This window comes from Colwellia sp. (assembly GCF_013214175.1).
GTDB lineage: Bacteria > Pseudomonadota > Gammaproteobacteria > Enterobacterales > Alteromonadaceae > Colwellia.
Window position 1 is genome coordinate 721,182 of sequence record NZ_JABSPA010000001.1, and the last position, 13,652, is coordinate 734,833.

The 13,652-nt window shown below is 39.6% G+C and carries 13 protein-coding genes; 5 read left to right on the forward strand and 8 right to left on the reverse strand.

Features of this window, described 5'->3' with window-relative positions; translation table 11 throughout:
* Window positions 1-116 precede the first annotated feature (116 nt).
* The 5 genes from HRT55_RS03070 (at window position 117) to HRT55_RS03090 (ending at window position 5,532) form a co-directional block, all read left to right on the forward strand.
* Entirely contained in the window at window positions 117-1,286 is a 1,170-nt protein-coding gene (locus tag HRT55_RS03070; protein ID WP_291618750.1) for a porin, read from the forward strand.
* A 46-nt stretch (window positions 1,287-1,332) separates the two neighbouring features.
* Window positions 1,333-1,587 (forward strand): hypothetical protein, encoded by a 255-nt coding sequence (locus HRT55_RS03075; RefSeq protein ID WP_291618751.1) that lies wholly within the window; start codon window positions 1,333-1,335, stop codon window positions 1,585-1,587.
* Window positions 1,588-1,792: 205 nt separating this feature from the next.
* Window positions 1,793-2,788, forward strand: coding sequence for a phenylalanine--tRNA ligase subunit alpha (gene pheS / locus HRT55_RS03080; RefSeq protein ID WP_291618753.1), 996 nt, complete (start codon window positions 1,793-1,795; stop codon window positions 2,786-2,788).
* An 11-nt stretch (window positions 2,789-2,799) separates the two neighbouring features.
* Window positions 2,800-5,235 (forward strand): phenylalanine--tRNA ligase subunit beta, encoded by a 2,436-nt coding sequence (gene pheT, locus HRT55_RS03085; RefSeq protein WP_291618755.1) that lies wholly within the window; start codon window positions 2,800-2,802, stop codon window positions 5,233-5,235.
* Between the two features lie 3 nt (window positions 5,236-5,238).
* On the forward strand, window positions 5,239-5,532 hold the full coding sequence (locus HRT55_RS03090; protein WP_033080189.1) for an integration host factor subunit alpha: 294 nt from the start codon (window positions 5,239-5,241) through the stop codon (window positions 5,530-5,532).
* Window positions 5,533-5,795: 263 nt separating this feature from the next.
* Here the strand turns inward: HRT55_RS03090 and HRT55_RS03095 are convergent, their stop codons facing one another.
* Genes HRT55_RS03095 through HRT55_RS03130 form a run of 8 tightly spaced genes read right to left on the reverse strand, consistent with a single transcriptional unit; the run spans window position 5,796 to window position 13,575 of the window.
* Window positions 5,796-7,232, reverse strand: coding sequence for a BatD family protein (locus HRT55_RS03095; RefSeq protein ID WP_291618757.1), 1,437 nt, complete (start codon window positions 7,230-7,232; stop codon window positions 5,796-5,798).
* Complete coding sequence (locus HRT55_RS03100) at window positions 7,222-8,007, reverse strand: hypothetical protein (RefSeq protein ID WP_291618759.1); 786 nt, start codon at window positions 8,005-8,007, stop codon at window positions 7,222-7,224. The genes HRT55_RS03095 and HRT55_RS03100 overlap by 11 nt, the downstream gene beginning before the upstream one ends.
* Entirely contained in the window at window positions 8,001-9,014 is a 1,014-nt protein-coding gene (locus HRT55_RS03105) for a VWA domain-containing protein (protein WP_291618761.1), read from the reverse strand. Before HRT55_RS03105 ends, HRT55_RS03100 begins: the two co-directional genes overlap by 7 nt.
* A complete protein-coding gene (locus HRT55_RS03110; protein WP_291618763.1) occupies window positions 9,007-10,026 on the reverse strand; it encodes a VWA domain-containing protein in 1,020 nt (339 codons plus the stop codon). The genes HRT55_RS03105 and HRT55_RS03110 overlap by 8 nt, the downstream gene beginning before the upstream one ends.
* A complete protein-coding gene (locus tag HRT55_RS03115) occupies window positions 10,023-10,589 on the reverse strand; it encodes a DUF4381 domain-containing protein (protein WP_291618764.1) in 567 nt (188 codons plus the stop codon). Before HRT55_RS03115 ends, HRT55_RS03110 begins: the two co-directional genes overlap by 4 nt.
* Window positions 10,586-11,602, reverse strand: coding sequence for a DUF58 domain-containing protein (locus HRT55_RS03120; RefSeq protein ID WP_291618766.1), 1,017 nt, complete (start codon window positions 11,600-11,602; stop codon window positions 10,586-10,588). The genes HRT55_RS03115 and HRT55_RS03120 overlap by 4 nt, the downstream gene beginning before the upstream one ends.
* Window positions 11,603-11,611: 9 nt before the next feature.
* Window positions 11,612-12,628: a MoxR family ATPase gene (locus tag HRT55_RS03125; RefSeq protein ID WP_291618768.1), complete on the reverse strand. Its 1,017-nt coding sequence runs from the start codon at window positions 12,626-12,628 to the stop codon at window positions 11,612-11,614.
* A gap of 38 nt (window positions 12,629-12,666) precedes the next feature.
* Complete coding sequence (locus HRT55_RS03130; protein WP_291618770.1) at window positions 12,667-13,575, reverse strand: SUMF1/EgtB/PvdO family nonheme iron enzyme; 909 nt, start codon at window positions 13,573-13,575, stop codon at window positions 12,667-12,669.
* Between the last annotated feature and the right edge of the window lie 77 nt (window positions 13,576-13,652).

Sequence of the window (13,652 nt, forward strand, 5' to 3'; positions counted from 1 at the left end):
AAGGCAGATAAAGTAGTAATACAAAGTCAAATGGAATAACATTCAATTACATGTAGTTATGTCTAGTTATATATAATTACATGCAGTTGGATATTACGTAAAAAAGGGATACCAAGATGAAAAAATTGCTATCAATTAGCACCGCTGGCTTATTAAGCTGCTATTTACCCGTAGCACAAGGCGTCGAGATTTATAATAACGACGAAACCAGCTTTGACTTTAACGGCAACTTGTCGGTTTATTATCTAAAGAGTGGTGAAACCGCGGAAATAAATGATGGCTTTTCTCGTTATACCTTCGATGTAAAACATCAAATGAAAGATGATTGGCAAGCGCTAGCGTTATTGGAATGGGGCATACAAATATCTAAAACGGGTGATCAACTTTATATTGGTAATAACAACTTAACCAGTACCGGGCCAGCAGAAGATACCACTTGGTTGAGGTTAGGTTATGTCGGGGTTGAGCACGAAACTTACGGTCGCTTTACCATGGGTAAGCAGTGGGGCGTAAGCTATGATGTTGCCGGTGTTACTGATTATTTTGAAGTGTTTGGCGCTGAAGCCCAAGGTACTTATAACTACGGTACCGATGGTGGTTTCTCAGGCACAGGTCGAGCAGAGCAAGCACTGCAGTATAAGGTTAATTATCAAAACTTTAGTTTTGGCGCGCAATACTTAGTATCTGATGATCTCATTCACACCGATATAGCACCAGAAACCCCAAATAATAAACAAAATTTTGGTGTTAAATTTAATGATTCATATGGCATGTCGGTTGTTTACCAGGCGCCATACGATATTGGCCTAGGTATCGCTTATAACAAAGCTAAAATAAGCTTAATTGTAGATGTTGATGATTCAAAAGGTGTTATTCAATCGCCTAAAATAGACGATGAAATTATTACCGCCCATATAACTTATCGTCCTTATGGTAGCCAAGGCTTACATGCTGCACTCGTTTTTACCGAGATGAAAAACCATGAAATCAATGACATCGGTAAAGTGATGGCGAAATCAAGCGGAATCGAGCTATTTAGTGCTTATCGTTTTGATAATGATATTTCTTTGATCGTCGGTTATAACTCGTTAAAAGATAATTCAAATACCTTAGTTGCTTCAGCAAGTGATTATCACCTAAAGTATTTTATTTTAAGTGCTAAATATCATTGGGATGATGACTTTTACCTTTATATTGAAAGCAAGATTGATGATTCAACCTTGGTTGCCCAAAATAGCAGCGCAGCTGAAAATGCTACCGGCGTTGGCATGATGTTTGTGTTCTAATATGGCTGCTAATTGTCTGCACTATGTATTAAAAAGATAAGTAGATTTGTCTGATAAACGCATAATGCTATTACTTAAAATCTCTATCGGTATTGGACTATGTCTATTACTGCTAGGGATTTATTTTCATCTTCACAGTGATTATATGGCATCACTAGGTGTCACCGGCATTCTCATTAGCGCCACGTGTTTTGCCTTTGGTATGGTTTTTTCTTTACCCACTAAACTGTATTTGACCTTTCTTTTAATGAAACGAGAAGCCGAGCAACGAGCCAAAAAATCTAAAAAACCTCAAGATTAACTACTGGCAACCCTTATATCGTATTTATTGATAAAAAAGCCACTATTTCTGCTACCGAAAGCTACCTAAGTATGAGTTTTCGTGTAAAATCAGTCCCATTTTTACTATTTCACTTAGTCTAATAATAAATGACTTACTCATCGGCGCTTGTTTTCATCGGCCCAGTCGAGTCAATTTGTTTATTAACCCCCTATTAGAGGAAATCATGAGCTTAGACACCACCACTATAGATGCTATTGTTGCGCAGGCAGAAGTTGCCATTGCAGAAGCGTCAGATTCAACTGCACTTGATCAAGTGCGCGTTAACTTTTTAGGGAAGAAAGGTTTATTTACCGAGCAAATGAAAGGCTTGAGTAAATTACCAAAAGAAGAAAAGCCTAAAATGGGACAAGTAATTAATATTGCTAAACAAGCAGTACAGAAATTACTGAACGACCGTGGTGAACTATTACGTGCCCAAGAAATTAAAGAAAAACTAGCGGCAGAGTCTATTGATGTTACTTTGCCTGGTCGTGGTACACAAATCGGTGGTTTACACCCAGTAACTCGTACCATTGCTCGTATTGAAAGTTTCTTTGGTGATTTAGGTTTTGAAGTTAAAGCCGGACCAGAAGTTGAAGATGATTATCACAACTTTGATGCTTTAAATATTCCTGAGCATCACCCAGCACGTCAAGATCATGATACTTTCTATTTCAATCCAAAATTAGTATTACGTACACAAACCTCAGGCGTGCAAATCCGTACTATGGAAGTTGAAAAGCCGCCACTACGCATTATCTCGCCAGGTAAAGTGTACCGTAACGATTATGACCAAACACATACACCAATGTTTCACCAAGTCGAAGGCTTGATGGTTGATAAAGACGTTAGCTTTACTCACCTTAAAGGCATTTTGCATGACTTCTTGCATCACTTCTTTGAAGAAGAAGTAGAAATACGTTTCCGTCCTTCATATTTCCCTTTCACTGAACCTTCTGCTGAAGTAGATATCATGGGTAAAAATGGTAAATGGTTAGAAGTGTTAGGTTGCGGCATGGTACATCCAAATGTTTTACGTAGTGTTGGTATCGATCCAGAAGTTTACACAGGTTTTGCCTTTGGTATGGGTGTTGAGCGTTTAACTATGTTGCGTTATGGCGTAAATGATTTACGTGCATTCTTTGAAAATGATCTTCGCTTCTTAAAACAGTTCAAGTAGGAAAACTCATAATGAAATTTAGTGAATCTTGGTTACGTGAGTGGGTTAATCCTGCACTTTCTTCTGATGAATTAGCACATCAAATTACTATGGCTGGCCTAGAGGTTGACGGTGTTGACCCGGTAGCTGGTGAGTTTAGTGGTGTTGTTATTGGTGAAGTGGTTGAATGTGGACCTCACCCAGATGCGGATAAGTTACAAGTAACAAAAATTAGTTTAGGTGATTACAGCTCAGCTACAGTTGAAAAAGGCGAGTTAATTGATATCGTCTGTGGCGCTAAAAACTGTCGTACAGGCTTAAAAGTTGCGGTAGCCACTGTTGGCGCAGTATTACCTGGCGACTTTAAAATTAAAAAAGCAAAATTACGTGGTGTACCTTCATTTGGTATGTTGTGTAGTGAGTCTGAAATTGGTTTAGCTGATGATTCAGCTGGCATTATGGAACTAGCAGCAGATGCGCCAGTAGGCACATGTGTTCGTGAATATTTAGATTTAAACGACGTTACCATTGATGTTGATTTAACTGCTAACCGTGGTGATTGTTTAGGTCTTAAAGGTTTAGCCCGTGAAGTGGGTGTTTTGAACTCTTTAGCGGTTACCGAGCCCACAATTACAGCTGCAGTGCCAACGATTGATGATGCTTTAACTATCAATGTTGAAGCTACTGAAGCATGTCCGCGCTACTTAGGTCGTGTTATCAAGGGTATTAATCCAAGTGCTACCACGCCATTGTGGATGGTAGAAAAGCTTCGTCGCTGTGGTACTCGTGCAATCGACCCAGTTGTTGATGTGACTAACTATGTGTTGTTAGAACTTGGTCATCCAATGCATGCCTTCGATTTAGCTAAACTAGACGGCGGCGTTAACGCAAAAATTACCGTACGTTTCGCTAATAAAGAAGAAAAGTTAACTTTATTAGATGAAAAAGAAGTAACCCTAAAAGAAGGGACTTTAGTTATTGCTGATGAGAAAAAAGCATTAGCTATGGCCGGTATCTTTGGTGGTCTTGAGTCAGGTGTTACCACTAACACCACTGATATCTTTTTAGAAAGTGCCTTTTTTGCACCTTTAGCTATCTTAGGTAAAGCTCGCCAATATGGTTTGCATACCGATTCTTCACATCGTTATGAACGTGGTATCGACCCAACATTACAGTTTGACGCTATTGAGCGTGCGACCGAACTTCTTTTAGAAATTGTTGGTGGTCAAGCAGGTCCAGTTGTTGAAGCTAAATCTGATGCTGATATCCCACAAACAAAAGAAGTAAGCTTACGTCGTGAAAAACTTGATGGCCGTATTGGTCATCACATTGGTGACGAACAAGTTAGCGAAATTCTTACACGTCTTGGTTTTACTGTCAGTACCGCAGGCGAAGGCGTTGCTAAAGTATGGCAAGTGATTGTGCCAGCTTACCGTTTTGATATTAAAATCGAAGTCGATTTAATTGAAGAAGTTGCTCGTATTTTTGGCTATAACAATATTCCAAATATTGCGCCAAAAGCCGCCTTGAAAATGTGTGAGAAAAAAGAAGCTAAGCTTTCTTTGATAAATTTGAAACAAGTTTTAGTAAATCGTGATTATCAAGAAGCTATTACCTACAGTTTTGTTGACCCGAAAGTACAAGCATTATTACACCCTGATCAAGCGGTGATGACATTACCTCATCCAATATCAAGCGAAATGTCAGTAATGCGCTTAAGTTTATGGACGGGATTGTTGCAGTCGATGGTTTATAACCAAAATCGTCAACAAGGCCGAGTACGTTTATTCGAAGCTGGTTTACGTTTTGTGCCTGATGAAAGTGCTGAAAACGGTGTTCGTCAGCAAAACATGTTGGCTGGTGTTATCAGTGGTCTTCGTGTTGATGAACATTGGAGCATGGAAAAAGCAGCAACTGATTTTTATGACATCAAAGGTGATGTTGAAGCGTTATTAGCTTTGACTTGTGATGCTCAAGGTTATGAGTTTTCTAAAGCCGAAGTTGATGCCTTACATCCTGGTCAAACTGCACAAATCACCAAAAATGGTGTTTTGGTAGGTCATGTTGGAACCTTACACCCTGAATTAGAAAGAAAATTAGGCTTAAATGGCCGAACATTAATTTTCGAACTATTATTATCAGAAGTACTAGTGCAAAAAATACCTGAAGCCAGCGACATCTCTCGCTTTCCTGCCAATCGCCGCGACTTAGCGATAGTAGTAAAAGAAGAAGTTGATGCAAAAAAAGTATTACAACTTATTGAAAAGGTTGGCGGAAATTATTTAATTGATCTAAACTTATTCGATGTATACCAAGGTCAAGGAATTGAAGAGGGTTATAAAAGTTTAGCCATCGCCTTAGTATTACAAGATACTAGTAAAACTCTTGAAGAAAAAGACATCACTGATGTTATCGATAGAGTTGTTGAAACCTTGAAAACAGAATTAAATGCATCACTGAGGGACTAAGCAATGGCGCTTACCAAAGCAGAAGTAGCAGAACATTTATTTGAAAAAGTTGGGCTGAGCAAGCGTGACGCAAAAGATATGGTTGAAATCTTCTTTGAAGAGATTCGCGAAACCCTAGAAAGTGGCGACCAAGTCAAGCTTTCAGGTTTTGGTAACTTCGACTTACGTCAAAAAAGCGAACGTCCTGGCCGTAATCCTAAAACTGGTGAAGATATTCCAATTTCTGCCCGTAAGGTTGTTACCTTTAGACCTGGTCAGAAACTGAAAAGCCGTGTTGAAGACGGAAATAGCGACTAAGACAAGCAATTGTCTACTTGCTAATTTAAGCTGAGCAACTTTGTTGCTCGCTTTTCGTGCTTTATTCTGAGCTTAACTCAGTAGATAATGAGTCGAAACAGTAGCAAATAAATATTACATATAAATGACAAAACCCGCATTAGTGAAAACTAATGCGGGTTTTTTATGTGCTAAATTCCTTGCTTTTAGAAAGAGCTGAAATAGATAGAGTAGCTTTAGTCTTACTTCTATACCTTTTAAGTTACCTAGCTATTTACAGGTATTTAACCTTTGTTAAGCTTGATACGCTCGTGAGGGATGAAATTAGCAGTGTTTACTTTTATCGTAATACTGGTGTCTATTTGCTTAATTAAGGCTTTAGCATCATTAACAGAAAAGCTAAGCGACTGTTTTGTCGCCGCTTCAGACGTAGCATTGTTAAAAGCCAATTGATTGAGCTTGTCGGCTAAAGGAGAGAGGGGAGCAGCGGCTTGTTTATTCGATAGTTCTATATCTGCTAGTTCTCTATTTGAAATGTTTTTGTTTGATAAACCTGTACTTGATAAAGATGTATATTGGTAGATATATTGGCTGGCGGTTAGGTAATCTTTATTAGTAACGCTGGTTAAAAACCTCTTGCGCAATACTCTTTGCTCTCGTTTAGTGAGTTTGTTATAAAAAGTAGAGAGTTGCTGACGTTTTATAAAGACTAAATAGGTAAGTGTGAGTAATAACATTACTATGGCGATATTTACAATTGTTGCAAAATTGAAGCTGAATGTTAAAAATGGACTAGAATTATCAAGCTGACTTAAACCACCACCAGAAACCGTCCAGGCGGAAGCTGGAATTATTAATTCTTCTAGTCTATTGCTTTGGCTATTCCACCAGTAAATAATTTGCTCATTGATGACATAACTACCCGGTTGTTCGAAAATATAAGTAAAAGACTCTATGCGAGTGCCGATTAATTCACCTCGGTTTGATTTATCAAATATTTTTACCGGCTTGTGATAAATACTTAAGCCAGCTATGCCAGTTGAATATTTCGCATTGCTATTAACCGATTTTTTATTTGTCAGTTGTTTAATTGGCGTTATCATCATAGCTGGAGTATCAGTGGCAGTAATCGTTATGGTTTGCGTGATAGCATCACCAACCGCATAGTCTTTTTCTTCATCGAACTGTCCGTCAATACTTAGGATGACCTGAGGAGAGACGATAAAACTGTCAATACCAATGAGTGCCTCAGGTAATTCGATAGTAAAGCTACTTGTCTCAGTATTGAGCGTTCCGCTTACTATGCCATTATCTTCGGTGTTAACGGATACCGCCACTAAGATTGGCGGAACTTGATAGCTTCCCGGTGCAGTAGGGTACAAGGTTATCTCATGAGTTTGCATTGCCCAGGTTTGGCCTTCGATGCGTTTGCTACCATTGATTGTGGTGATATTATTAGCCTGCATCACAGTGTTGGCTAAAGTAAAATGTTGAACCTGACTACCAGTAGCAAACCATCTATCTGTTGATATTTCGATAGCGAGGATCAGTGCTTGGCCGACGATCTGCGGTTCTTTTTGATGAACCTGTAGATTAATTGTTAACTTGCCATTGTTGACTAAATCTTCAAGGCTTTGTGCCGCCGAGGCATTAGTTATTATCAAGAGCTGACAAATAAAGCTAACAGCTAAAAATAGCGGTATAAGTTTTTTACTCATCATTAGCGCCTTTATTTATTGCATGCTCTGCATTCTCATCACTATTGTTTTTTTTACTATTACTTCTTTTACTATTAATGGCTTGTTGCATATAAAATTTTTGTGATAAAAAGTTAGCCGGATTCTTTTGTACTTGCCTTAACCACATTTCATTTAAGCTGGGGTCAAGCAGTAGTTGCTCTGCCGTTAATTGCTCAATTTCTTGCTCTTTCGGTGCTTCTTCTCGTTCAGCGCCATCGCCAGTTTGTGGCTCATCACCTAGCTCTTTAATCGACTCACCTTCTTCAGCTTTTTGACTGGCAGATAAACGATTCACTTCATCGATTATCGCCTGAACGATTTGGATGTTTTTTTGAGCTGCAAGGTTTTGTGGCTCTGTCGTTAATATCTTTTGGTATAAGTTACGGGCATTTATATATTCACGGCCATGGGCTAGGGCATTAGCTTGAGCTATTTGACTATCAACATCATTAAATTGTCCGTACAAGGTTGCCGAATTTTTATATTGCTCAGCGCCGTAGCTACTATAAGCTTGCCACTGCGTACTTTTAAAGGTATTGCTGGCTTGTTGGTAATGGCCCAAGTTAAACAGTATTTGCCCTTGTTGATCGCGAGTCAGCCATAAGTCGACAAACTGTTGTGGTTTAACATAAGCAAATAAGCAGCCAGTCACTATTAACCCGATTAAGAAACGCATTTTATAACGCTTGATAATGATTTTGTTGGCGTTACTTAGTTTAGTAAAGTTTAGCCAAGGCATTGCTATCAATTTTACCATTGCAGTGTCCAACCTTTTCTAAACCAGAATAAGAAAATAGCGGCGACCACAAATACAAAAGGATAGCCTGAGTCATGCCAAGGTCTAGAGTTATCATCAACAATGACCAGGTTGTGTTTTATGTAGTTATTAACCCGGTTAACATCACTATTGTCATGAGTCATCAATATCAGCCGGGCATTACTGTGGTGAGTTAATGCTTTTAATTGCTCAAGTTGTAATGGAATGATGTCAGTAGTTATTTCTTCAAATTCATTTTCACCAGCAGCTGCCCCTTTACCTTCTAAGTGAGACGACTTACCTATACCCCAGACAATCAGCTGGGCGGATTTCGTGGAAAAATAGCTTTCAAAGGCCGTGACAGTATTACTGGTTGCACCATCACCAACCAATAGCACAGTGCCAGGCACGCTAGTTGTGGACAGTAAATTATCGATTAAAGGAATAATGGTTTCGGGTAATTTACCGGAAACAGGCATAATATTCTCGCTTAAAGCATCCAAAAAGTGGCGAATCATTTCTCTGTCATTGGTAATAGGCATCACCACATGAGCGCTACCGGCAAAAGCGATCAATGCCGTTTTGCTGTCACCTCTAAGCTCTAATAGTTCGATAATCTTTTGTTTTGCACGTAATAACCGCGATGGTTGAACATCACCTTGTTCCATGGTTTTGGAGACATCAAGGGCAATGATAAGTGGTGCATCATTTTCACTAAAAGGAGAGTCTTGTTGTTGCCAGGTCGGTCCCATTAACACGATACAAAGTGGCAGAGCTAAAATCAGTGACATTTTTTGCGGAGACAGCCAGTTGTTATTATTACCGCTCACCGTTAGATGCGAGAGCACTTGTGCAGACATTAACGAGCGCCATTGCGCTAAACTATCATCGCGTAATGAAAATGCGCTAATAATGTAAACAATAACAAGGAATGTCAGCAACCAATAAGGGCGTAAGAAATGAAAATGTTGCATGCTAGTAAAAAATAGCGAAATATTATCAATCATGGTTTAACGCTCGTTGTTGTTTAGCTAACTGTAAACGGATACGGATATTTACCATAAATAAGGCCAATAAATAAATACTGACAAATAAGGCGATAGGGTAATGATGAATACTGACTCTTGGCCTAAAAGATAATGAGTCAAACTGTTGTGGCTCAAGTTTATCTATTTCGGCGTAAACGGTTAATAACTCCTCACTATTAAGTGCTTGAAAGCTTTTGCCATGAGTAAGCTCTGCCATTTCTGTTAACACCTCAAGATCCACTTTTTCTTCACCTATCGCACTTGGATCGCCAATAGCTATGGTGTATATCTTAATATCATGTGCTGCAGCGACTTTAGCTGCTTCTACTGGCGGTACTTTTGACGCGGTATCGTTGCCATCAGTTAACACAATCAACACCCGGTTTTGGGTATCTGACTGTTCAAAAACACTGATAGCTAAACCAATAGCATCGCCGAAGGCAGTACTTTGTCCCGCCATGCCAATATCACTTACGTTCAGTAGTTCTTGCCATGTAGCTATGTCATCAGTGAAAGGTGCTTGTAAATATGGTGCATCACCAAAAAGGATCAGCCCTAATCTGTCATGCTCTCGGCCTTTTACAAAGGTATTGAGTACATGTTTAACGGCAACTAAGCGATTAACCTTCACTGTCTCGTTTTTAGTCTCGGGTAGAGTAAAATCTTCAACTGCCATAGAGCCAGATAAATCTACTGCGATCATTAAATCTCGGGCGGATTTTTCTTGGTTAATTGGTGCGCCAATCATTTCAGGTTTAGCTATGGCAGCAACAATACAAAGCCAAGAAAAGGCGACAAGGAGACGTTGCAGATTATTTCGGCTTAGCAGCACAGCGCCGCTTTGTGGTTTTTCACCGGTAACATCAACAAGACGAGCAAAGTAGGGCACTTTAATCGAAGATTTACGCTCTTTGTAAGCCGGAGAAAAAAGTGTCACCAGTATTGGCAAAAAGATTAAAACAAATGCCCAAGGGTAGACAAACTCAATCATGCTTTCTCTCCCAATGGCCCTAGCTCAGCTGTAATAGTTAGCTGATGATATGTGATCCATAATTTAATTTGTTGGCACAACTGCATTAGCCCTTTATTAAAGTGGACATCGTTAATGTCTATTGCAGGCATATATGCCAGTTGAGCTAATAACTTTTCACAAGAAAAGCGGCTGCTTGACTGCTGAGGTTGTTTTTCACTGAAATGACTTCTACTACAATGTGTATCAAGCCATGCGGCCCATGAAGGACCGGTTAACTGGGTGATTTCTTGTCGGCCATTCATGGCCAGCAATGCCGTTTTTCGAAGTAAAGCAGGTAGCTGCCTAATATCTTCTTCGTTTGTAAGAGAACACTGAGCTAGCCATGCTAGGGCTTCACGACGGTAAGCATTCGCTTGATAGTTCTGCCAAGCTTGATAGCACTTTTTGAGCATAAACATTATCAATACGATAAGAATTAGTTGCCATGCCATGGTTTGTGGCCAAAAACTGATGGTGTCAGGGGCTTTTGTCTCGACAATGGCTTCGAGTAAATAATTACCCCAAGGTTTTTCAAAGCTCATTTGCTTGCTCCGGACTTAACTGCTGACTTTGCTGTTGATTTAACCGCGGCATTACCACCAAGGGCTTTGCGCAATTGCTGTTCAACGGGAGCAATGGTGTCGATTTCAATTAAGGGAATACGATACTTCTTGGCTGCTTTGACATAGCTGTCTAACTGACGAGTTATTTCATCTTGATAGTTTTTTTGAATCTTTTTATTATCAGACGAAAATTGAATTTGTTGCAGACCATCACTGACGATCATTTGTGACATTTTAGGTAAAGTCTGCTCCAACGGATCAGCAATGTGACAAGCGATCACTTCGTTATGTTGCCTTAATTTCTTAATATAGTCGGTGCTTTTATCATTAAAACCGTGACCATCACCAATTAAAATGATTAAACCGTTATGGCTGGATACTTTATTTAATGTTGCCAACATTTTGTTAAATGACTCACTATCATTAGCGTTTTCCTGAACGCTATTCTCGATGGATAGCTCGTGGTTCTTCTTTAATACTTCATTTAGCAAATTAACAACATGCTGCCTTCCGCGCTTAGCAGGAATTACTTTTGTTTGTCTATCATTATAAATAACCGCGCCAATGCGATCGCCACTATCACTGATTTGCCACGCAATAAGCGCAGCCAATTCTGCAGCAATAACTGATTTCATTTTATTTGAGCTGCCAAAGAACATGGTCATGCGTTGATCAATGGCCAAGAAGACATTACGTTCACGTTCTTCGGTAAATACCTTAATATGCGGTTTACCGGTTCTTTGGGTAACCTTCCAATCCATAGCACGAATATCATCACCGGGACGATAATGGCGAAGCTCTTCAAAATTTAAGCCGCGGCCACGCAGTTTAGATACATTTTTACCACTTAAGGCGCTATTTGCCGGCTGATTCGGCGTAAATGAAAACCCTTTGGCTAAATACTTTAATCGACGTAATTCATTCAAATCGACATAAATTGAAGAGTCTTTTTTATTATCTCGAGCACTTTTTTTCGGCGTGTTGGCAGTCATGGCAACCTCTTAGGCAACAGCGACTTGTTTTAGTATTTCATCAATTACTGCATCTGCGGTTATGCCATCGGCTAAGGCGTCATAACTCAGTACTAGGCGATGGCGTAATACCGCATGAGCGACTGAGCGTACATCTTCAGGGTCAACATAATCTTTGCCTTTTAGCCAAGCTTGTGCGCGAGCACATTTATCAATGGCGATACTCGCTCTAGGACTTGAACCTACGGTTAACCACTGCTGCAGCGGTGAGTCAGGGTAACGTTCTGGTTTTCTGGTTGTCATCACAATGGCAACAATATAATCAATAATGGCTTCGCTACAGTGGATATTATGGATTTCATCACGGGCGGTGAAAATATGCTCGGGGCTGATGTTTTCCACCGGTGGCACGCTTTTTTCTTCGCTGCGTACTAACTTAATAATTTGTGCTTCTGCGGCATCATCAGGGTAATCAAGGTTGATTTTCATGATAAATCGGTCCATTTGCGCTTCAGGTAATGGATAAGTACCTTCTTGCTCAATAGGGTTTTGTGTGGCGAGTACCATAAATAGCTCGGGTAACTTATAGGTTTTACCCGCAACAGTAACTTGTCTTTCTTCCATTGCCTCTAACAGCGCCGCTTGTACTTTTGCCGGCGAGCGATTAATTTCATCGGCCAGTAACAGGTTATTAAAGATCGGCCCTTTCTGGAAAGTGAGCATCGGCTTGCCATTTACTTCTTGGTAAATTTCGGTGCCAGTGACATCAGAAGGCAATAGATCAGGGGTGAATTGCACACGCCCAAGATCAACGCTAAGAGAGCGCGCTAGGGTTTTAATTGAACGCGTTTTTGCCGTGCCAGGTAAACCTTCTAATAAAATATTGCCATTGGTTAGTAAAGCAATAAGCAAGGAATCAACAACATGGGACTGACCAATTACCGATTGTTCAATTTGTTTTTTTAATAACTGTAACTGTGCTAGTGCGTTCGATTTTTCTTGGGTAGTTTCTGTCATCAGAATTTCCTGTTTATTAATATTGCTCATTGACTCAGCAGAGCCGTTTACTCACTAATCTTTGTCCATTACTTGGTATGTTCATTGTCTATGTTCATCACTAATCTAAAACCAATATCAGCCATACGAACATTATTGGTGGCGCCATCACGCATGAAGACTAAGTTCTCGTCTGCTGAAAATTCATAACCACCACCACGAATTACTTTTAGGGCTTTACGTCGTAGGTTGTCTTTATCACCCAAAAAAGGATTATGGTTTTTTGTTAAGCGATAAGTATTTCTACTCATATCATCAAGGCAAAATTCCCATAAGTTTCCCGTCATATCAAATAGTCCTAATTCATTAGGTTTCTTTAGTCCTACTGGCTGGCTTTTATTGTTGGCGTTTTTTGCAAACCAAGCTACGTCATTGATGTCATTTGAACCACTGTATTTGTAGCCTTTAGATTTGTTACCACCTTTAGCTGCATAAGCCCATTGAGCTTCGGTAGGCAGGTTGAATTTTTTTCCTGTGGCAGTATTTAAACGTTCAACAAATAACATCATATTAAACCAACTGATGTTATTGACAGGGCACTTATCACAAGAGAAAAAACTATTGTTCCAGCCCATGATTTCTTCAAAAATGTCTTGGGTTAATTCATATTTACCGATGTAAAAAGCATCAATCGTCACTTGTTTAACAGGTTGCTCTCGGTTTCTAGCTTTAGGTGAGTCAGAGCCCATAGAAAAACTGCCAGCTTCGACTAGCACCATGTTTTTCATCAAATTATCAAACATTGGTTTTGGTAACGAAAATACGCGTTGTTTTGTTGCTGTGCTTTCAACTTTAGTTGCAGGGGATTTTGTTAATTCTGCTATGTTATCTGCATTAGATACAAAGCTTACAGATAACAAACTAATAAGCAGCGTTAACTGACTCATAGGCATAATTGAGGGGAGTGAAATATTGGGAAACTGAAAAAATTTATGCATAAAAATTACCGCTAATTATTGCCTCCTTGAACGTTAGTGTCAATGGACAAGAAGTGATGAAATACGCCGTGTTTTTA

Bases quoted from the DNA above. Each gene is read 5' to 3' on its own strand.
- HRT55_RS03070 (WP_291618750.1), top strand. From the start codon at position 117: ATGAAAAAATTGCTATCAATTAGCACCGCTGGCTTATTAAGCTGCTAT.
- pheS (WP_291618753.1), top strand. From the start codon at position 1,793: ATGAGCTTAGACACCACCACTATAGATGCTATTGTTGCGCAGGCAGAA.
- pheT (WP_291618755.1), top strand. From the start codon at position 2,800: ATGAAATTTAGTGAATCTTGGTTACGTGAGTGGGTTAATCCTGCACTT.
- HRT55_RS03090 (WP_033080189.1), top strand. From the start codon at position 5,239: ATGGCGCTTACCAAAGCAGAAGTAGCAGAACATTTATTTGAAAAAGTT.
- HRT55_RS03095 (WP_291618757.1), bottom strand. From the start codon at position 7,232: ATGATGAGTAAAAAACTTATACCGCTATTTTTAGCTGTTAGCTTTATT.
- HRT55_RS03100 (WP_291618759.1), bottom strand. From the start codon at position 8,007: ATGGTAAAATTGATAGCAATGCCTTGGCTAAACTTTACTAAACTAAGT.
- HRT55_RS03105 (WP_291618761.1), bottom strand. From the start codon at position 9,014: ATGATTGATAATATTTCGCTATTTTTTACTAGCATGCAACATTTTCAT.
- HRT55_RS03110 (WP_291618763.1), bottom strand. From the start codon at position 10,026: ATGATTGAGTTTGTCTACCCTTGGGCATTTGTTTTAATCTTTTTGCCA.
- HRT55_RS03115 (WP_291618764.1), bottom strand. From the start codon at position 10,589: ATGAGCTTTGAAAAACCTTGGGGTAATTATTTACTCGAAGCCATTGTC.
- HRT55_RS03120 (WP_291618766.1), bottom strand. From the start codon at position 11,602: ATGACTGCCAACACGCCGAAAAAAAGTGCTCGAGATAATAAAAAAGAC.
- HRT55_RS03125 (WP_291618768.1), bottom strand. From the start codon at position 12,628: ATGAGCAATATTAATAAACAGGAAATTCTGATGACAGAAACTACCCAA.
- HRT55_RS03130 (WP_291618770.1), bottom strand. From the start codon at position 13,575: ATGCATAAATTTTTTCAGTTTCCCAATATTTCACTCCCCTCAATTATG.